Origin of the sequence: Clostridium sp. AF29-8BH (assembly GCF_003478145.1) — a bacterium.
Lineage (GTDB): Bacteria > Bacillota > Clostridia > Lachnospirales > Lachnospiraceae > Otoolea > Otoolea fessa.
In genome coordinates this window covers 26,132-44,414 of the sequence record NZ_QUEL01000003.1, presented here as the reverse complement: position 1 = coordinate 44,414, position 18,283 = coordinate 26,132, and the positions used below count along the sequence as shown (strand labels likewise).

General features: G+C 52.5%; 18 protein-coding genes and 1 pseudogene. 16 read left to right on the top strand and 3 right to left on the bottom strand.

What is annotated here, in order from left to right; genetic code table 11:
- Positions 1-5 precede the first annotated feature (5 nt).
- From DWZ16_RS03215 to DWZ16_RS03140, 16 genes and pseudogenes are all read left to right on the top strand, one after another.
- Entirely contained in the window at positions 6-242 is a 237-nt protein-coding gene (locus tag DWZ16_RS03215; RefSeq protein ID WP_022360474.1) for a DVU_1557 family redox protein, read from the top strand.
- Between the two features lie 175 nt (positions 243-417).
- Complete coding sequence (gene trsS, locus DWZ16_RS03210; RefSeq protein ID WP_207663866.1) at positions 418-1,911, top strand: radical SAM (seleno)protein TrsS; 1,494 nt, start codon at positions 418-420, stop codon at positions 1,909-1,911.
- A gap of 29 nt (positions 1,912-1,940) precedes the next feature.
- A complete protein-coding gene (locus DWZ16_RS03205; RefSeq protein ID WP_107000904.1) occupies positions 1,941-3,830 on the top strand; it encodes a DVU_1553 family AMP-dependent CoA ligase in 1,890 nt (629 codons plus the stop codon).
- A 129-nt stretch (positions 3,831-3,959) separates the two neighbouring features.
- Complete coding sequence (locus tag DWZ16_RS03200; RefSeq protein WP_022360477.1) at positions 3,960-4,361, top strand: NifB/NifX family molybdenum-iron cluster-binding protein; 402 nt, start codon at positions 3,960-3,962, stop codon at positions 4,359-4,361.
- Positions 4,362-4,372: 11 nt separating this feature from the next.
- Entirely contained in the window at positions 4,373-6,058 is a 1,686-nt protein-coding gene (locus tag DWZ16_RS03195; RefSeq protein ID WP_107000902.1) for a DVU_1551 family NTP transferase, read from the top strand.
- Positions 6,059-6,079: 21 nt separating this feature from the next.
- Positions 6,080-7,099, top strand: coding sequence for a molybdopterin-binding protein (locus DWZ16_RS03190; protein ID WP_107000901.1), 1,020 nt, complete (start codon positions 6,080-6,082; stop codon positions 7,097-7,099).
- 69 nt (positions 7,100-7,168) lie between these two features.
- Positions 7,169-8,023, top strand: coding sequence for an XdhC family protein (locus tag DWZ16_RS03185; protein ID WP_182427291.1), 855 nt, complete (start codon positions 7,169-7,171; stop codon positions 8,021-8,023).
- Positions 8,020-8,244, top strand: a complete 225-nt coding sequence (locus DWZ16_RS03180; protein WP_118522270.1) for an XdhC family protein — start codon at positions 8,020-8,022, stop codon at positions 8,242-8,244. The genes DWZ16_RS03185 and DWZ16_RS03180 overlap by 4 nt, the downstream gene beginning before the upstream one ends.
- Before the next feature lie 390 nt (positions 8,245-8,634).
- The gene (modA, locus tag DWZ16_RS03175) at positions 8,635-9,489 is read left to right on the top strand and encodes a molybdate ABC transporter substrate-binding protein (protein WP_107000899.1); all 855 of its coding nucleotides are present in this window, start codon (positions 8,635-8,637) and stop codon (positions 9,487-9,489) included.
- Between the two features lie 200 nt (positions 9,490-9,689).
- On the top strand, positions 9,690-10,469 hold the full coding sequence (gene modB / locus DWZ16_RS03170; protein ID WP_107000898.1) for a molybdate ABC transporter permease subunit: 780 nt from the start codon (positions 9,690-9,692) through the stop codon (positions 10,467-10,469).
- Complete coding sequence (locus DWZ16_RS03165; RefSeq protein ID WP_107000897.1) at positions 10,466-11,554, top strand: sulfate/molybdate ABC transporter ATP-binding protein; 1,089 nt, start codon at positions 10,466-10,468, stop codon at positions 11,552-11,554. The genes modB and DWZ16_RS03165 overlap by 4 nt, the downstream gene beginning before the upstream one ends.
- Before the next feature lie 22 nt (positions 11,555-11,576).
- Positions 11,577-12,566 (top strand): NTP transferase domain-containing protein, encoded by a 990-nt coding sequence (locus DWZ16_RS03160; RefSeq protein ID WP_181357203.1) that lies wholly within the window; start codon positions 11,577-11,579, stop codon positions 12,564-12,566.
- On the top strand, positions 12,541-13,017 hold the full coding sequence (moaC, locus tag DWZ16_RS03155; protein WP_107000895.1) for a cyclic pyranopterin monophosphate synthase MoaC: 477 nt from the start codon (positions 12,541-12,543) through the stop codon (positions 13,015-13,017). The genes DWZ16_RS03160 and moaC overlap by 26 nt, the downstream gene beginning before the upstream one ends.
- Positions 13,014-13,994, top strand: a complete 981-nt coding sequence (moaA, locus tag DWZ16_RS03150; protein WP_107000894.1) for a GTP 3',8-cyclase MoaA — start codon at positions 13,014-13,016, stop codon at positions 13,992-13,994. Before moaC ends, moaA begins: the two co-directional genes overlap by 4 nt.
- Positions 13,995-14,124: 130 nt before the next feature.
- Positions 14,125-14,560, top strand: a pseudogene (locus DWZ16_RS03145) (MOSC domain-containing protein).
- A 29-nt stretch (positions 14,561-14,589) separates the two neighbouring features.
- Positions 14,590-15,078 carry a molybdenum cofactor biosynthesis protein B gene (locus tag DWZ16_RS03140; RefSeq protein ID WP_107000893.1) on the top strand — a complete coding sequence of 163 codons (489 nt, stop codon included), beginning with the start codon at positions 14,590-14,592 and terminating at the stop codon, positions 15,076-15,078.
- Between the two features lie 176 nt (positions 15,079-15,254).
- Here the strand turns inward: DWZ16_RS03140 and DWZ16_RS03135 are convergent, their stop codons facing one another.
- From DWZ16_RS03135 to DWZ16_RS03125, 3 genes are all read right to left on the bottom strand, one after another.
- Positions 15,255-15,956, bottom strand: coding sequence for a response regulator (locus DWZ16_RS03135; RefSeq protein WP_022360489.1), 702 nt, complete (start codon positions 15,954-15,956; stop codon positions 15,255-15,257).
- A complete protein-coding gene (locus tag DWZ16_RS03130; protein WP_107000892.1) occupies positions 15,949-17,910 on the bottom strand; it encodes a DUF4118 domain-containing protein in 1,962 nt (653 codons plus the stop codon). Before DWZ16_RS03130 ends, DWZ16_RS03135 begins: the two co-directional genes overlap by 8 nt.
- A gap of 81 nt (positions 17,911-17,991) precedes the next feature.
- Positions 17,992-18,276 (bottom strand): hypothetical protein, encoded by a 285-nt coding sequence (locus DWZ16_RS03125; RefSeq protein ID WP_146143920.1) that lies wholly within the window; start codon positions 18,274-18,276, stop codon positions 17,992-17,994.
- Positions 18,277-18,283: the final 7 nt, after the last annotated feature.

Here is an 18,283-nt window from a genome sequence, read left to right as displayed (position 1 = left end):
TGAGTATGCCGACGATTGATGGAGGCGGAAGAGATCAGCGGATCAAAGAGGCGTTGGAGAAAAAAGTCATCTGCCGCCGGTGTCAGGTGGAGATGGTGCCGAAATCCACATTTTTTGACTATCTGGGGCACAATTTCCACACCGAGATCCTGTGCTGCCCGAAGTGCGGCGAGGTATATCTGCCGGAAGCGCTGGTAAAAGGGCGTATGGCGGATGTGGAGAGAGAGCTGGAAGATAAGTAGATAGTAGATATAAGTATGATTCATGAGAGATGCTTTTGGATCTGAAAAGGATAGGTGAGACAGGCTGGCTGCGGGGATTTGCCATGTGTGAACATGAGAACACAGCCCATCTGCGGCTGGCTTCATCATGGGAGAATTGTAATGAATTGAGATAAGGGGATGAAGGACGATGGTAATGAACTTACAGGACAGAGCCCTCCTGCCAGAAGAAATGCGCCATACATACAGTGTCTGTCCGGTCTGTTTAAAACGCATTCCGGCAAAGCGGGAAGAGCGGGACAGGCAGATATATCTGGTAAAAACCTGCCCGGATCACGGGACATTTTCCAGTGTAATCTGGAGAAATAAGCGTAAGTTTGCCGACTGGCGCGGGGAACGTCCGGCGGTGGGAGAAAATGAAAATCTAAATTGCCCGGCGGGCTGCGGTCTGTGTGCGGAGCACAGACGCGCCACCTGCTGTACCTTGCTGGAGATCACAGCGCGGTGCAATATGAACTGTACCTTCTGTTTTGCGGAGCCGGACGGGGCCAAGGATCCGTCCTTAGACACGGTAAAACGCTGGATCGACGATCTGACGGAGCCGGGAAAGACACTTTTGCAGCTTTCCGGCGGGGAACCGACAGTGCGGGACGATCTGCCGGAGATCGTGGCGTATGCGAAGCAGGTTGGCTGTAAATATGTGCAGTTAAACAGCAACGGTCTTCGCCTGGCGGAGGACGAGGCGTTTGTAAAGCGTCTGGCGGATGCGGGACTTTCGTTTGTATTTATGCAGTTTGACGGCGTGGACGATGCCGTATATGAAAAACTGCGCCGCCGCCCGATGCTGGAAGTGAAAAAACGGGCGATCGAGCAGTGCGGCCGGTATGGAATCGGCGTGACGCTTGTTCCGGTCCTTGTTCCGGGCGTCAATACGGAGCAGATCGGGGACATCATCCGGTTTGCCATTCAGCGGTCGCCGTATGTGCGCGGCGTGCATTTCCAGCCGGTCAGCTATTTTGGACGTATCCCGGAGCTTCCGGCGGATGATGACCGCTATACGCTGGATGAGCTTCTGGAGGCGGTTGTCAGCCAGAGCGGCGGGCTTATCAAAGAGGAACAGATCGCGCCATCCTGCTGCGATCACCCGATGTGTGGGTTCCACGGGGATTTCATCGTGATGCCTGGGGATAAATTGATGCCGCTGACAAATTATAGTGGAAAAACCGAGACAGAACCGGAGGGCGAAGGCTGCTGCTGCGGTCCGGATCCGGCGGAGAAGAACCGTGAATTTGTCGGACGGCGCTGGGAACGGCGCGATCTGGAAGAGACGTGCTGTTGTGGAGAAAGTCAGCCGGAAAAAGAAAGCTGCTGCTGTGGCGGAACCCAGCCAGAACCAGAAAGCTGCTGCTGTGGCGGAACCCAGCCAGAACCAGAAAGCTGCGGTTGTGGCGGAACTCAGCCCGAATCAGAATTCTGCTGCTGTGAAGAAGAGTCGGTTGACATAACAAATATGGAGGACTTCTTAAAGCGTGCCAAAAGCCACGGCTTCACGATCACATCCATGGCGTTTCAGGATGCCGGCAATCTCGATATCGAGCGTCTGCGCCAGTGCAGCCTGCATGTGTATAAAGACGGGAAGAAGATTCCGTTCTGTGCGTACTACTTGTCTCCGATGGAAAGAGGCAGATAATAGAGGCGCAGAAAGGAGAGGTGCAAAAAATGGATACAAATGAGTGCAGTCTCTGCCGCCCCGGTGGATTTGCGCTGACGAGGCAGATGTTCCAGTTTGCGGGAATTGAGATACCAGAGGCGGGAGCGGCAGATACGGAGTCTATAGATCCTGCAGTGCCGTTTCGCGTCATCGACATCGGCTGCGGAGCTGGCGGCACGATGCGCTGGCTTTCTGAGCATTGCCCGGGCTGGCAGATTTCCGGCCTGGATAAGAATCCGGATGTGCATGAACCTGGCTGGATAGAGACTGGATGTGCGGAGAAACTGCCATATCCAGATCAGACGGCAGATATCATTCTGATGGAATGCAGTTGTTCCAAAGCTGCGGAACCGGCGGCGGCGCTCCGGGAGGCGTACCGGGTGTTAAAGCCGGAGGGATGGCTTTTGATGAGCGATATGTATGCCCGGAAAAAAGAGCTTTTCTTAGACGGGATGCTGGGACGGCTGGAGTCCGCTAAAACAATCTGTGACCGGATGGCGGATGCGGGTTTTGCGCTTGTAAATATGCAGGATGTGTCTGGAACGCTGGCGGAGTGGATCGGGCAGCAGATCTTTGATGGAAATCTGGAATCCGTCTGCGCGGCGCTGGGGGCGGAACGGAAGATTTTAAAAGAAGCGGGCTGCGGTTATTTTATTGCAGCGGCGCAGCCGTCCGGGTTATGGCGGACACTTTCGTATGTAAAGGAGAAAAGTCCATTTTATCAGAAGAAATTTACATCCGTCTGGGGACAGCTTGGGGAAATGGCAGGTTCCGATGTACGGCTCGCGCCGGATTCGTTTTCATGGGCGGATTTCCGGACACTTCCCCTCACAACCCCGGAGGAACTGAAAGCGGAGCCGGAAACATTTTTATGTGTTCCAGCCAAGGAGATCGCGCGTATCATCACGCTGAAAACCTCCGGCAGTACAGGGGCACCGAAGCGCCTGTTTTTTACCGAAGACGATCTGATGCAGACGGCGGATTTCTTTGAAACAGGGATGCAGTACATGGTAAAGCCAGGCGATCGGGTCACGGTTTATATGGAAGGACCGGGATTTTTTTCGATTGGAGGACTTTTAAAAGAAGGATTGGGGCGCATCCGGGTGGAGACGAAGGTTCACGGGCTGATTCACGATATGGAAGCGGCAGCGCGGGACGGCGAGGGGGCAGACTGCCTGATCGGTGTCCCAAGCCAGATGTATGCGCTGGCAGCCCATGCGCCGGGACTTGGCCCGAAAACAGTGCTCTTAAGTGCTGATTATGTGCCGGTCAGCGTGCAGCGTTTTTTGGAAAGAACCTGGAACTGCCGGGTCTTTACGCACTGGGGTATGACGGAAACTGGTTACGGCGGCGGCGTACAGTGTGGGGCGCGCGGGGGTTACCATATGCGGGACCGGGACCTTTTGATTGAGATTCTGGATCCGGAGACGGGACAGCCGGTTCCGGAAGGGCAATACGGCGAGCTGGTTCTGACAACGCTTCGGCGGCGGGGAATGCCGCTTGTGCGCTATCGGACCGGCGATCTGGGGCGGATGATTGCAGAACCGTGTGCCTGCGGATGTTTAAAGCCTAGACTTGATAAGGTTGAGGGACGGCTGGATGACAGCGTCCGGCTGTCCGGCGGCAAGGTGCTTTCCATGCACCTATTAGATGAGCTTTTATTTGCCCTGGATGAGGTGGAAGATTTTCAGGCATCTTACAATGCGGCGCAGAAGCATCTGACGGTGGCTGTTATGAAGAAAGCGGGTTATGCAGATACGGTAGGAAGCAGAGTGAAAAATGTCAAAGCAGCATTAACGGAATACTTTGGGAACTGCCTGACCGTTTCTGTGATAGAAAAAGAAATTTCCCCCTATATCGGTTCGGGAAAAAGGCGGCTAATCATCGAGGAAAAATGAAAAATGAGTGGCAAAATTCAATATCATGAAAAACTTGACGATGAGTTTTGATTGCAGTATCATAAAATTAAAAATAATTGAGAAATTTTGAAAAAAATCAGCAAAATTTGACAAGAACAAGGAGAAAAAATGAACATAGCAATTGCATCAGAGACAGAGGAGATCGACGGACTGGTGCCGGCGACTTTTAAGGAGAGTCCGTTTTTGATGATTATTGACGCGGACAAGAACCAGATTTTCCATGTCTATGGAAAACAGGATCCGGACAATCTGGTATTTGCGAAGAAGGTGGTAGAACATGACTGTGAGGCAGTCATCTGCGGACCGATCGAGAAAGAACCGTTTGAGATACTGGTAAAGGCGGGCGTGACCCGTTATCTGGGAAGCGGGCATACGGTTCAGAAGGCATATAGCTATATGAACCGTTATAAACTGGAGCTGATCCGCGACTACATCGGCGGACCGGGACCATTTGGACACAGCCATGATTTCAGCTGCGAGTGTGGGGAAGAAGAGGAACACGAGCACTAGGAAAGGACAGAATGCGGACGATTTATTTGATCCGGCATGGGAAGCCGGAATTTCCAGATGAACGGAAATATTGCATCGGGCGGACGGATCTGCCGCTTTCAGAGGAAGGGCGGACACAGATTCGGGCGCTGGGGGAGACATTTGCGGGACGCAGAATTGAAAAGATTTATACCAGCCCGTTAAAGCGCTGCCGGGAGTCAGCCGCGATCCTGCAGGAAGTGATTGACAGAAGTATTCCGATTGAGGTCGTAGATGGTCTGGCGGAGATTGACATGGGGGAATGGGATGGTCATTCCTTCGATGAAATCCGGGAACAGTTTCCAGCGGAGTATGTGGCACGAGGGGCAGATATGTACGATTTCCGACCGCCGCAGGGAGAGAGTTTTGCAGATTGTGCAGGGCGCGCCAGGACAACCTGGAATGAACTCCGGATGAAGAGCCGGGGCGATATTCTGGTAATCGGACACGCGGGTTGGTTTCGGACACTGATCAGTGGCTGGGAGAAGCGGAAAAAGACAGAACTTCTGCAGATTCCCTTTGGCTACGGACAGGTGTATGAAAGAAAGGATTATGTATTTGACGCCTTGATCTCGGCGGCGGGGCGATCCTCGCGGATGGGGGATTTCAAACCACTCATGAAGCTCGGCGCCCAGACGGTCCTGGAACGTGAGATACAGACGCTGCGGGCGTGCGGCGTACATGAAATCACGATCATTACCGGACGCCGGGCGGAAGATATACGCGCGGCGGCTGCGGGACCGGGAATCCATTTCATCCACAATCCGGCGTATGCGGAGACGAAAATGTTTGATTCCGTCTGCCTGGGGCTTTCCTATTATAAGGAAAAGCGGAAAACGGCAGGAAAAGAGACGCTGGATGGCATTTTCTTTTTCCCGGTGGATGTGCCACTGTTTACGCCATTTACGCTGGAATATGAAAAATACCGGTTTGCGGAAGGCGATGGGGATGTCTATCTCCCGGAGTATGAGAAAACACCGGGGCATCCGCTTCTGATCCGTGCAGATGTGATCGAAAAACTGCTGCAGCATGACGGGACGATGGGACTTAAAGGCGCCTGTGAACAGCCGGGAATCCGCCGGATTTTCCTGGATGTGCCGGATCCAGGCTGCGCGTTTGATGCGGATACGCAGGAAGAGTTTCAGAAATTGCGTGACTGGGAGAGAAAACGTCCTGTCCCGGACAAAGAGGAGTGCGAGCGTCTGCTTGCATGGTTCCACACGCCGGAGGCGGCGGTGCGCCATAGCCGGGTGGTTGCGGAGCTGGCCGTGGAATTGGCAGATAGAGTTCTAAAGTATAGGGCGGAAAGGTGTGTGGAGATGACATACAAAAGCCCGCCAATCGATAAATATAAAATCTACGCGGCGGCGCTTCTTCACGACATCGCTAAAGCATACCCCGAACATCCGGAGACAGGGGCGGGATGGCTGCGGCTTCTGGGACATACCGGGATCGCGGATATCGTTGCGGATCATATGGATCTGCCGGAAGAAAAGCTGGGATATCTGAATGAAAGCCTGATCGTGTATCTGGCGGACAAGCAGGTACAGGGAGAACGGCGTGTAACGATCGAAGAACGGTTTGCGGCAAAACGGGAGAAATTTAAGGATAACCCGGAGGCGCTGGAGGGCGTGGAACGGCGGTATCAGCTGGCAAAGCGTGCGGAGGCATTACTGTAAAAAGGAAAAGAGGAAAATCATATGAAATTAATGAAAACAACCGAGGCAGTCGGACAGGTACTCTGCCATGACATGACGCAGATTATTCCGGACGTGACGAAGGACGCCGTATTCCGTAAGGGACATATCGTGCGCGAGGAGGACATCCCGGTGCTGCTTTCCATCGGAAAAGATCATATTTATGTCTGGGAAAAGGACGATACAAAATATCATGAGGACGAGGCGGCGGACATTCTGCGCGGCATCTGCCAGAATGAGTATATGCGTGCAACCGATCCGAAGGAAGGCAAGATTGAGCTGATTGCGGAGACGGACGGTCTGTTTCAGGTTGATGAAGAACGCCTCTTAAAGGTCAACAGCCTGCCGGAGATGATGATCGCGACCCGCCGGACGAATTTTCCGGTAAAAAAGGGTGATAAGTTAGCCGGAACCCGTGTGATCCCGCTGGTAATTGAAAAAGAAAAAATGGAGGAGGCGAAAAAGGCAGCGGGTTCAGAGCCGCTGTTAAAGCTGATTCCGTATAAAAATAAGAAAGCGGGCATTGTGACGACCGGAAATGAAGTATTTTATGGACGGATTGAGGATAAATTTGGCCCGGTCATCCGGGACAAGCTTCAGGAATTTGGTGTGGAAGTTCTGGGACAGAAGATTATAGGGGACAATCCGGATAAAATCACGGAGGCAATCCGGGAATGGCTGGATCAGGGTGCCGATTTTGTTGTCTGTACCGGTGGCATGAGCGTCGATCCGGATGATACGACACCGAGCGCGATCAAGCAGACCGGGGCGGAGGTTGTCTCCTACGGCGCGCCGGTACTCCCGGGAGCGATGTTCTTGCTGGCATATACGAAGGACGGAAAGCCGATCATGGGACTTCCGGGCTGCGTGATGTATGCGAAGAGGACCATCTTTGATCTGGTGCTGCCGCGTGTGATGGCAGATGTGCCAGTGACAAAAGCGGATCTGGCGAAAATGGGCGCAGGTGGTCTGTGCTTAAATTGTCCAACCTGTATTTTCCCGAACTGCGGTTTTGGTAAATAATCGAGCCAGAGAGAGGCGATGAGGCAGCAACCGCGATGGCACAACTGCGAAATGAGAAATGGATGGCTCATGCAGTATAAAAGAGAGGAAGTGCGTGATATGAATCTGTATGGGGAGATTCTGAAAAAACTGGAAGGGACGCCGTGTCTGGCGCTCGAGAGAAGCTTTGTGGGAGAAGAGGGAAATCTAGCAGATATGCGCTGTGAACTGAAAGAAGGCGCAGAGGCGTCGGAGATTGGAAAAGAAGCCCTGACACAGGGGCAGCCGGTCTGTGGGCGCGCCGGAAGCAGTTGGAATGTGGCGGAACCATTTTTCCCGAAAGAGCGCCTGATTATTCTCGGAGGCGGCCATGTGGCTCTTCCGGTGGCAGAATTTGGCGCGCGCGTCGGATTCCTGGTAACTGTGGTGGACGACCGCCTTTCCTTCGCGAATCCGGGACGATTCCCGATGGCAGAGAAGGTGATCTGTGATGACTTTGGGCATGCGATCAAAGAACTCAAGATTCAGGAGAGCGACTATATCTGTATCGTTACGCGCGGACACCGCCACGATGCGGACTGCCTGCGGATGATTGGAAAAGGAAAAGAACCGGCGTATCTCGGCATGATTGGTTCGAGACGCCGCGTCGGTATCGTGAAACAGGAGCTTCTGGAAGAAGGTTACGATCCAGAGCGGATGAGCCGTTTAAAGAGCCCGATCGGTTTAAAGATCGGCGGTGTGACACCGGAGGAGATCGCGATCTCGATTCTGGCGGAGATCATACAGGTAAAGCGCATGGATCGGGAAGACAAACGTGTGAAAAACCGTTCCGATCTGGATTTTGATGTGCTGAAACGCCTGGCAGAGGAGCCGGATGAGTCGAAAGCAGTGGTCACGGTGATTGAATCAAAGGGATCCTCCCGCGCGGGGCAGGCGCGAAGATGATTGTCTACCGGGACGGACGGATTCTCGGCAGCATCGGCGGCGGCTGCAGCGAGGCGGCCGTGCTGGGCGAGGCACGTTCTCTGATCGGAAGCAGCAGGTACAAAGTAGTTCATGTAGATCTGACCGGCGAGGCAGCGGAAGATGAAGGAATGGTCTGCGGCGGCATTATGGATGTGCTGGTGGAAGACTTTGCCACGGATCGGGAACCGTGTGACCGGTAAGGAAACCGAAGCACCGGCGTATTTGGATAAAAAATTTCAAATAAATGAAAAATAAAAAGATAAAAATAAAATACATGAAAAATCATCATAACAATTTCACGAAAATAGACGGAAGGGCTTGGAAAGAAAAACTGGAAAATTCATAAGAATAAAGGGAAAATGCAGAAAAAAGCCGCGTTATTTTTTGATGCACATAACGACGACGAGCATTAAATAAGAATTATTGTAAAGATTGACAAAAAAAGTGCCACGTGCTACTATTTGATTAGCAAATATCATTATAATTTTTCAAAAATAACGGAAGGGTAAAAACCACATTGCTATGGCGTAAGGAATCGAAACGAGGAGGATGCCGGAAACATGTGCGTGAAATGAGGGAGGAACCAAGATATGAGAAAAACGTGGGCACTTGTAATAGCAGCAGCGATGGCGGCAGCATCCCTGACCGCATGTTCATCCAGCAAACCGGCTGAGACAGCAGCACCGGAAACGGAGGCAGTTGAGACAGAAGAGACCGAAGCAGAAGCAGAGGCAGCCGGCGACCAGCAGGAGATTCTGGTAGCGGCAGCAGCCAGCCTTCAGTACGTTATGGAAGACAAGATTCAGCCGGCATTTGAGAAAGAGAATCCGGACATCAAGCTGAGCTTTACCTTTGACAGTTCAGGAAAGCTGCAGACCCAGATTGAAGAGGGCGCAGATGCAGACGTATTCTTCTCCGCAGCGATGAAGCAGATGAACGCGCTGGAGGACGAGGGACTGGTTGATGCAGATTCTGTCGTAGAGCTTCTGGAAAATAAGATCGCCCTGATCGTTCCGAAGGATTCCACACTGGGAATTACCGGTTTTGAGGATATTACAAAGGCAGAGAAGATTGCACTCGGCGATCCAGAGAGTGTTCCGGTTGGACAGTACTCCAAGGAAGCCTTTGAGAACCTGGGTATGTGGGATGATGTAGAGGCTAAGACAAGCTTTGGTACCAACGTAACCGAGGTTTTAAGCTGGGTAGCAGCCGGAAGCGCTGATGCAGGTATCGTGTACCTGACCGATGCAACCACCAGCGACCAGTTTGACCAGGTAAAGGTTATCGGATATGCACCGGAAGGAAGCGTATCGAAGGTTATCTATCCGGTTGGCGTTGTAAGCGCAAGCACAAAGAAAGATGCAGCACAGAAGTTTGTAGATTATCTGGGAACTGATGATGCGCTCTCCTTCTTTGCGGAGTATGGCTTCACAGCAAATAAATAAGCCGGGAGCGATGGCTGTCTGGGATATGCAGCCGACTGTGTGAACAGAAAACAGGACGGCGAAGGACAGACAGTGAACAACGTAGGGAATAAAATCCGCCGCAGAATGCAGGGTCCGCTGAAAACCAGGTGTTCTGCGGCAGTTTTTATCTCAGTCGAGAAGACTCCGAGAGTACATTTCATAGGAAAGGGGGAAGAAAGATGGACTGGTCTCCGATATGGATATCGATGAAAACAGCAACGCTGTCGATCATTATTACGTTTTTTCTGGGAGTCTGGATGGCGCGGCTGGTGGTATCGGCACGCTCTGAGAAAGTGAAAATGGTGCTGGACGGCATCCTGACGCTTCCGATGGTCCTGCCGCCGACGGTAGCAGGCTTCTTCCTGCTGATGATTTTCGGTGTAAAACGACCGCTCGGACAGCTGTTTCTGGAATTGTTTGGCGTCAAGATTGTATTTTCATGGGCGGCAACGGTGATCGCGGCGGTGGCGATCTCATTTCCGCTTATGTACCGGGCAGCGCGCGGCGCGTTTGAACAGGTCGATGTGACGCTTATCTATGCGGCTCGGACGCTGGGATTTTCCGAGAGCCGCATTTTCTGGAGGGTGATTCTGCCGTCGGCGATGCCGGGCGTCCTCAGCGGCGCGATCCTTGCCTTTGCGAGAGGACTGGGCGAGTTCGGTGCGACCGCGATGCTGGCGGGCAATATCGCCGGAAAGACGCAGACACTGCCGCTTGCCATCTATTCACAGGTGGCGGCTGGAAAAATGTCGATGGCATACCAGTATGTGTGGATCATCGTGGTGATTTCCTTCCTGGTCGTCGTGCTGATGAATGTGCTGTCGCGGCGGGATATGCGCGGAAGCAGCAATCATAAAAAGAAGGATAACAGTGTGGAAGCGGGCGGTCAGGATGCAAAGGTTTCGGTGGAACTGTTTGCGGACAGGGAAGCGGATGCACAGAAGGGAGGCGCGGGATGAGCCTGCAGGCGGCAATCAAAAAGAGATTTTCCGGCTTTTCGCTGGACGTATCGCTTAACACCGATGGCGGCGTCATGGGCATTCTCGGCGCCTCCGGAAGCGGCAAGAGCATGACGCTCAAGTGTATCGCCGGAATTGAGACGCCGGACGAAGGGCGGATCGTGTTAAATGGCAGGGTGCTCTTTGATTCGGAAAAGCGCATCAACCTGCCGCCGCAGAAGCGGAAAATCGGTTATTTATTCCAAAATTATGCATTGTTTCCGAATATGACCGTAGAAACCAACATTGCGGCGGGGCTTTCGGGCAGCAAGGAGGAAAAACAGGAGGCGGCTGCCCGCATGATCCGTCTCTTTAAATTAGAAGGGCTTGAAAAAAGGTATCCGTCCCAGCTTTCCGGCGGACAGCAGCAGCGTGTGGCGCTGGCGCGCATTCTCGTCTATGAGCCGGATGTGATCATGCTGGATGAACCATTTTCGGCACTTGATTATTATCTGAAGGAACAACTGCAGTTCCAGGTGCGCGAGGTACTCCGCGGGTACACGGGCGATGTGCTGATGGTCAGCCACAGCCGGGACGAGGTCTATCGGTTCTGCGAGAAGAGCATCATCTTAAACCGCGGACAGGTGGCGATGAAGGGAGAGACGCGGGCGATTTTTCAGAAACCGGAAAATGTCACTGCGGCACGCCTGACAGGCTGTAAAAACTTCAGCCGGATCCGGCGGATCGGCGAATATGAGGTGGAGGCGCTAGACTGGGGACTCACGTTTCAGACCGAAGAAGCAGTTGCCGCGGAGCATGCCTATATCGGCATCCGGGCGCATCAGTTTTATCCGGCGCGCGGCAGTGCGAATGAATTTACGTGCGAGTGGGGGGACACACTCTGCCAGCCATTTGAGTGGGATATTTTGCTGCGTCCGGTGGAAAACGCAGAGGCAGCGGGTGACAAAGAAAATGCACCGGAACGCGAGGTGATCTGGTGGAAGGTAGACTATAAGCAGAGTGATTCACTAAACCGGTATCAGCGCGGCGACCGCGTCCGGCTGGGAATCGCACCGGGAGATATCATGCTTTTAAAAGAAGGTTAGAATGATAGAAAAGGGGATATGTATGGCAGACGGGAAAACAGGCGCGATCATCCTGGCGGCAGGGCGGTCGGCGCACATGGAAGAATTAAAGCCGATGCTCCGGATGGGGCAGACCACGATGATACAGCGGGAGATCGACACGATCCGGCAGGCGGGGATCTCGCCGATCGTCGTCGTGACCGGGTATCAGGCGGATGTGCTGGAACGTCATATTTCACACCGTGGTGCGGTCTGTATCCGAAACAAGCGGTATGAGACATCGCAGATGTACGGCTCAATCTGCATGGGACTGCGCCATATCCAGAAAAAAGCCGATCGGGTGCTGTTGTTCCCTGCCGACGTGCCGATGATCACGGCGGACACAATCGAGAAGATGGCGCAGGCGCCCGGAAGCATGGCAGTACCGGTCTGTCAGGGAAAAAAAGGACACCCGGTCATGCTGTCGAAGGAAGTGTTTGGACATATCTTAACGTACCGGGGTGGAAAAGGACTCCGCGGCGCAATGGATGCGTGGGGCGAAGGCGTCCGGGAGATCGAGGTTGAAGATCCGGGTGTTTTACTGGACACCAATACGAAAATGGACTACGAATCGCTGCTTGCCTACGAAAAAGACAGGCAGAAGCGCGGGGAGCTGGCATTTCAGGCGTCGATTTCGCTGAGCCGCGAGGAAGAATGCTTCAGCGCGCTGACGGCGGATTTTCTGGAGGCAGTTGCTGAGAGTGGTTCAATGCTCGGTGCCTGTCAGATCCGGGATATTTCCTACAGCAAGGGCTGGAAAATGCTCAAGATCGCGGAGGCGCAGCTGGGAATCCAGTTTTTAGAGCGCCAGACGGGCGGAAGCAAGGGCGGATTTTCTGTGCTGACGCCGGAGGGAAAGGTGTTTTTAGAAAAATTCCGCCGGATGGAAGCAGCAGTGCAGGCGGCAGCAGAAGCAGCGTTTGAGAAAATCTTTCTGGAGCCGGAAGAAGAGGAAAAGGAGGATACAGATGGAAGAGAAATTAACGCATTTTGATGAAAAGGGAAATGCGATCATGGTAGATGTAACGGAAAAGAAGATTACCAGCCGGACGGCGACGGCATCCGGCAAGATTCACGTCAATGAAGCTGTCATGAAGGCGGTTCTGGAGGGAACGGTTGCCAAGGGCGATGTGCTGGGGGTGGCGCGTGTGGCGGGAATCATGGCGGTGAAGCAGACCGCACACCTGATCCCGATGTGCCACACACTTCTCATCACGAAATGCAGCGTGGATTTTGAGGTGAATGAAAAAGAGCTGACGATCAAGGCACTTTGTACTGCGAAGCTGGAAGGAAAGACCGGCGTCGAGATGGAGGCGCTGACCGGTGTCAGCGTGGCGCTTCTGACCATTTATGATATGTGCAAGGCGATCGACAAGCGGATGGAGATCGGAGAGATACATCTCGATGCAAAATCGGGAGGAAAGAGCGGGGAATTTGTGCGATGATAGACGGATACGGCAGAACGATCGACTACGTCCGGATCTCCGTGACCGACCGATGCAACCTGCGCTGTGTGTACTGTATGCCGGAGGAAGGCGTCTGCAGCATTTCACATGAAGAGATCCTGCGGTTTGGTGAGATCGAGAGGGTCTGCCAGATTCTGGCAGAGAACGGCATTCAGAAAATCAAGCTGACCGGAGGCGAACCGCTGGTGCGCCGGAGACTGCCGGAGTTAGCAGCAGCGTTAAAACAGATTCCGGGAATCAAGAGCCTGACGATCACGACGAACGGTGTTTTATTAGAAGAAATGTACGATGCGCTGGCGGAGGCGGGGGTTGATTCAGTCACGATCAGCCTGGATACGCTGGATGCGTCGGTGTACCGGCAGCTCACACGCCGGGATGAGATCGAAGCGGTCAGACGCGGCCTTCGGACGGCGATCCAGAAAGGCAGGATGCAGATCAAGATAAATTGTGTGCCGGTGCTTGGGATCGAGGAGCAAAAGCTTTTAGAGGTGGCGGAACTGGCGAAAAACCATAACGTGCACGTGCGTTTCATCGAAATGATGCCGATCGGCATGGGAACGCAGTTTGCCTTTGTGAAAGAAGATGCGTTGAAGCATGCGCTGGAAGAGGCATTTGGAATCTTTACCCCGTGCGGGGACGTGGCAGGAAATGGCCCGTGCCATTATTTCGCAGTCCCTGGCTTTCAGGGGCGGATCGGTTTTATCAGCGCGGTCAGCCATAAATTCTGTTCCGAATGCAATCGGATACGGCTGACCTCAGAAGGATTCTTAAAAACCTGTCTCCAGTATGACAATGGGGTGGAATTAAAGACCATTCTGCGCGGCGGCGGTACCGATGAAGACCTGCGCCGGGCGATCGGACAGGCGCTTGCGGAAAAGCCGAAGGGACATAGTTTTGAGAAAAAGACGGAATTTACGGATCGGGAACACCGGGGAATGTCCCAGATAGGCGGATAAGCAGGGTGTTTGTGAGGATTATGATTATGGTTTCTGCGGTGAAAGTGTGAGCCGGCGGAATGTTACAAGTGAAATATCGTATATGAAATATGAAATCGGAAAATTTATGGATAGAAAAGGGGAAACAATCATGGGAAAAGTAATCGCAACGTGTACCAGTGAAATCAAAGGTGTTCAGAAGAAAAATGTCCATCAGGTCTGTCTTATCGAGGACTATGGAATCGAGGGTGACGCCCATGCGGGCAAATGGCACCGTCAGGTCAGCCTTCTTTCATATGACAGGATTCAGGAATTCCGCGCGCGGGGGGCGAGGTCGAGGACGGCGCGTTTGGTGAAAATCTGGTCGTGGAAGGAATCGATTTCAAGACGCTCCCGATCGGACAAAATTTAAATGCAACGACGTCGTGCTGGAATTGACACAGATCGGAAAAGAATGCCACCATGGATGCGCGATCTTCCAGGCAATGGGCGATTGCATCATGCCGCGCGAGGGCGTATTTACGAAGGTGCTGCACGGCGGCGTGATCAAAGAGGGAGATAATCTGGAGATTCTGGAAGAAGCGTAGGAAAGAGATCAAAGAGAGGTGGGAAACCAATGAGAGCAGCAATTATTACATCCAGTGACTCTGGGTACGCGGGAAAACGGGAGGACGTGAGTGGTCCGGTAATCGCAGAAATGGTGAGAGAGGCTGGTTATGAGGTGGTCTGGCAGAAGGTGCTGCCGGATGACCAGGCGATGTTGGAAGAGGTGATGAAGGAGATCTGCGATGAGGGAAAGGCCGATCTGCTCTTAACAACGGGCGGAACGGGATTTTCTCCGCGCGACGTGATGCCGGAGGCGACGCTGGCGGTCGCGGAACGGATGGTTCCGGGTATCCCGGAGGCGATGCGGGCATACAGCTTACAATTTACAAAGCGGACGATGTTAAGCCGAGCGGCAAGCGGGATCCGCAAACGCACGCTGATCGTCAACCTGCCGGGCAGTCCGAAGGCGGTGCAGGAGTGTCTGGAATACATTCTGCCACAGCTGGATCATGGATTAAAAATCCTTTTGGGGCTTGATGGGGAATGTGCTAGAAAGTAGGGAAAGCAGCAAAAACGAAGATGGAAAAACAGATATAATATATGAGACGATGTATGCTAATAGCGAGGACTTTCAAGTCCTCGCTATTTCAACGATGGTCAGCGCATTTGTGGCTGAATGGAATGACCACAAGAAATCTACTCCATTCAGTCATGAATGTTCCGTTCAGGAATTACTTACTCGATGCGGAGCATCCGATAGCCGATTCCGATGTGTGTTTGTATGTATTGCTGCCCGTCTTTTCCGCGTTCCAGCTTTTTGCGCAAGGTTGCCATGAACACCCGCAGAGAAGCGATATCGTTTTCCCAACTGCTGCCCCAAATCTGCTGCGTGATATAGGTGTGTGTCAGAACCTTACCAACATTTTTGGAGAGCAGGCACAGCAGCTTGTATTCGATGGGTGTCAGGTGTAGCTCTGTGCCGTCAAGATATGCGCAGCCTGCCGCATAGTCGATTTTCAGCGCACCATTCGTAAAAATCGGAGAATCCTGCACGGAGTCTGTTTTCATCATCGACAGTCTCCGCTGCGTCACCCGCAGTCGTGCCAACAGTTCGTCCACGGAAAAAGGCTTCGTTAGATAATCATCCGCCCCAGCATCCAGCGCCCCGATTTTATCGGAATCCTCTGTTCTGGCGCTGATCACAATGATCGGCATATTCGACCACGACCGGATTTTTTGGATGACTTCCACGCCGTCCATATCCGGCAGCCCCAGATCAAGCAGTACAATGTCCGGGTTGTGAGACAGCGCTTCCATCACGGCACTTGCGCCGTTTTGCGCCGAAAGATACCTATATTCGTGAGTTTTTAGTGTCATCGTTATTAAATTTCGCACCGGGGTATCATCTTCTACAACGAGGATGAGCGGCTTATTCATTTAAGTTCACCTCACTAAGTGGTATTGTAAAGGAAAAGATGCAGCCATGCGGCGAATTGTCTTTCAACGTCATTTCACCATGATGTGCATGGACAATAGTTTGACAGAGCGTAAGTCCAAGTCCAAGACTTCGGCGGCTGTCGCCAATTGGATTCCCCCCAGTAAAGAACATTTCAAAAACACGTTCCTTCAGTTCATTCGGAATACCGGGACCGTTATCGCTGACACATATTTCAGCCATATTTTCTCGCGGGATTGCCGTGATCCGGATGTTCGAGCCAACTGGAGTATATTTGACTGCGTTATTCACCAGATTGATGAGCACCTGCATGATGAGTCCTGCGTCCATCCGTGCCAGCAACAGTACGTCTCCGCAATCTACTGCGATGTGATGTTCTGCCGCTCTTCGGTCAATATGCCTGAGTGCTTCCGATATGATGTCATCCACGACCTGATCAGAAAGGTGCAGCTTTACGCTGCCGTCTACAATTTTCGTAATGGAAAGCAAGTTCTCAACCAGTCCCGTCAGCCATTGTGCATCGTCATAAATGTCCGTAAAAATCTGTTTCCGTGTCTGCTCATCCAACACGTCATAGCTGTGCAGCAGCGTATCTGCGTTGCCGGAAATCGAGGTCAGTGGTGTCCTGAGATCATGAGAAATCGAACGCAAAAGATTGGCGCGAAGCTGTTCGTTCTTTGCAAGAACGGCAGCTTCTTCCTTTTCTCTGGCATTTCGCAGGTTATCCAGCGCCAGAGAGCACTCGCCGAGGATGGAGAACAGAACGCTGGATGTAAATGCGTCAGGCTGCGTTTGCTTTTCCATCGGAATCCCGACAACACCGTAAATCTGCTGCCCGGTACGGATGGCAAGATACAGCCGTTTTGCTTTTGGAAAGTTTTGCGTCGTTGCTCCGGCGCGCTTGCGGTTTTGCCAGACCCATTGAACCACGTTCTGTTCCCGGTCGGTATCTGGGATGCTGTATGGACTACTTCCGTCAGCCGGATAAATGTTCCCATCCAGCAGAGCGTTGCCCTGTGCCGGGTAAATCAGAACGTCTCGCTGCATGAGCTTTTGTATCTGCGTCGCGGTCATCCGATAGACCTCCTCCGGCGTTTCCGCTTTTTGGAGCTGTCTGTTCATATCAAAAAGGAGCTTCGTGCGATAAGCGTCCCGTGCGGATAGCTGTGCGTGGGCTTTGAGCTTGGCCGCAAGTGTACTTGTCAAAAGTGCAGCCGCGAACATGACGGCAAAGGTTATTGGGTATTTGCTGCCATAGGCTGCCAAAGACAGCCGGGGCTCCGTCATAAAATAATTGAACAGGAGGACACTCAAAAAAGCGGACAGCACACCGCAGGTATATCCGCTGGTAAAAGTGGAAGTCAGAAGCACACCCAGCAGGTAAACCATGATGATATTGGCATTTGCAAAGCTGAGCCGCAGAAAAATCCATCCGATGACCGTCGTAACTGCCAGAATTCCGATGGTCAGAAGTAGTTCCCGGGCGGTCGGAAACGCCGGGCGGATAGTAAGCGGCTGATTTCTGCGGCAGTTCTTATAGGCTTCCACATCCGGAATAATATAAATATCTACCTCCGGTGCAAGCGTAATGAGCTGTTCTGTCAGCGTCGATTCGCTCCAGAAATGCCGCCGCTGTATGCCGCTTCGTCCAATCACAATTTTGGTCACATCAGAGAGCCGCACATATTCCGCGATCTGTGTCGCCACATCTTCACCATGCGTTGTGACAATTTCTGCGCCAAGCTGCTGCCCCAGACGCATATTCGCCTGCAAACGGACGGTATCTTCCGCGTTCATATCAGCGTCTCCGGGGGTCTGCACGTAAAGTGCGGTAAGACTGGCGCAAAATGCCTGTGCCATTTTCCCTGCCATTCGTACAATGCGTTCATTGGATGGAGACGAGGACAGGCACACAAGAATATGCTCTTTTGGCATTTCGCTTCCTTTATTCTGCACATTTTCACCACCCCTCTTAAACAATATTATAGCAATTATAGCACCAAAATGTGAAGGTTTCTACTGCGCCCAATTGGATTTGTTGTCCGGAAAAGAAATTTGCTCTGAATCATAGATCACGATTTCTACATGGGCATGACTATTGCGAAACTGAGAAAATGTTTCCTCAAGTTCGTCAGGAGAAATATTTCCGACCAGATGCACGCACGGTTCAGCCTGCTGTTGTTCAGACGATTCTTTGATGCGCTTCTGATTTTCGTCCAGAAAGCGATCCAGCCGTTTCATCAAAACCCAGCCGAACAGGAACATTAGCGCCGTCCCAGCGATCAAAACGCTATCTTCCATATACCCT

Coding starts and splice junctions, on each gene's coding strand:
- DWZ16_RS03215 (WP_022360474.1), top strand. CDS start 6: ATGCCGACGATTGATGGAGGCGGAAGAGATCAGCGGATCAAAGAGGCG.
- trsS (WP_207663866.1), top strand. CDS start 418: ATGAACTTACAGGACAGAGCCCTCCTGCCAGAAGAAATGCGCCATACA.
- DWZ16_RS03205 (WP_107000904.1), top strand. CDS start 1,941: ATGGATACAAATGAGTGCAGTCTCTGCCGCCCCGGTGGATTTGCGCTG.
- DWZ16_RS03200 (WP_022360477.1), top strand. CDS start 3,960: ATGAACATAGCAATTGCATCAGAGACAGAGGAGATCGACGGACTGGTG.
- DWZ16_RS03195 (WP_107000902.1), top strand. CDS start 4,373: ATGCGGACGATTTATTTGATCCGGCATGGGAAGCCGGAATTTCCAGAT.
- DWZ16_RS03190 (WP_107000901.1), top strand. CDS start 6,080: ATGAAATTAATGAAAACAACCGAGGCAGTCGGACAGGTACTCTGCCAT.
- DWZ16_RS03185 (WP_182427291.1), top strand. CDS start 7,169: ATGCAGTATAAAAGAGAGGAAGTGCGTGATATGAATCTGTATGGGGAG.
- DWZ16_RS03180 (WP_118522270.1), top strand. CDS start 8,020: ATGATTGTCTACCGGGACGGACGGATTCTCGGCAGCATCGGCGGCGGC.
- modA (WP_107000899.1), top strand. CDS start 8,635: ATGAGAAAAACGTGGGCACTTGTAATAGCAGCAGCGATGGCGGCAGCA.
- modB (WP_107000898.1), top strand. CDS start 9,690: ATGGACTGGTCTCCGATATGGATATCGATGAAAACAGCAACGCTGTCG.
- DWZ16_RS03165 (WP_107000897.1), top strand. CDS start 10,466: ATGAGCCTGCAGGCGGCAATCAAAAAGAGATTTTCCGGCTTTTCGCTG.
- DWZ16_RS03160 (WP_181357203.1), top strand. CDS start 11,577: ATGGCAGACGGGAAAACAGGCGCGATCATCCTGGCGGCAGGGCGGTCG.
- moaC (WP_107000895.1), top strand. CDS start 12,541: ATGGAAGAGAAATTAACGCATTTTGATGAAAAGGGAAATGCGATCATG.
- moaA (WP_107000894.1), top strand. CDS start 13,014: ATGATAGACGGATACGGCAGAACGATCGACTACGTCCGGATCTCCGTG.
- DWZ16_RS03140 (WP_107000893.1), top strand. CDS start 14,590: ATGAGAGCAGCAATTATTACATCCAGTGACTCTGGGTACGCGGGAAAA.
- DWZ16_RS03135 (WP_022360489.1), bottom strand. CDS start 15,956: ATGAATAAGCCGCTCATCCTCGTTGTAGAAGATGATACCCCGGTGCGA.
- DWZ16_RS03130 (WP_107000892.1), bottom strand. CDS start 17,910: ATGCCAAAAGAGCATATTCTTGTGTGCCTGTCCTCGTCTCCATCCAAT.
- DWZ16_RS03125 (WP_146143920.1), bottom strand. CDS start 18,276: ATGGAAGATAGCGTTTTGATCGCTGGGACGGCGCTAATGTTCCTGTTC.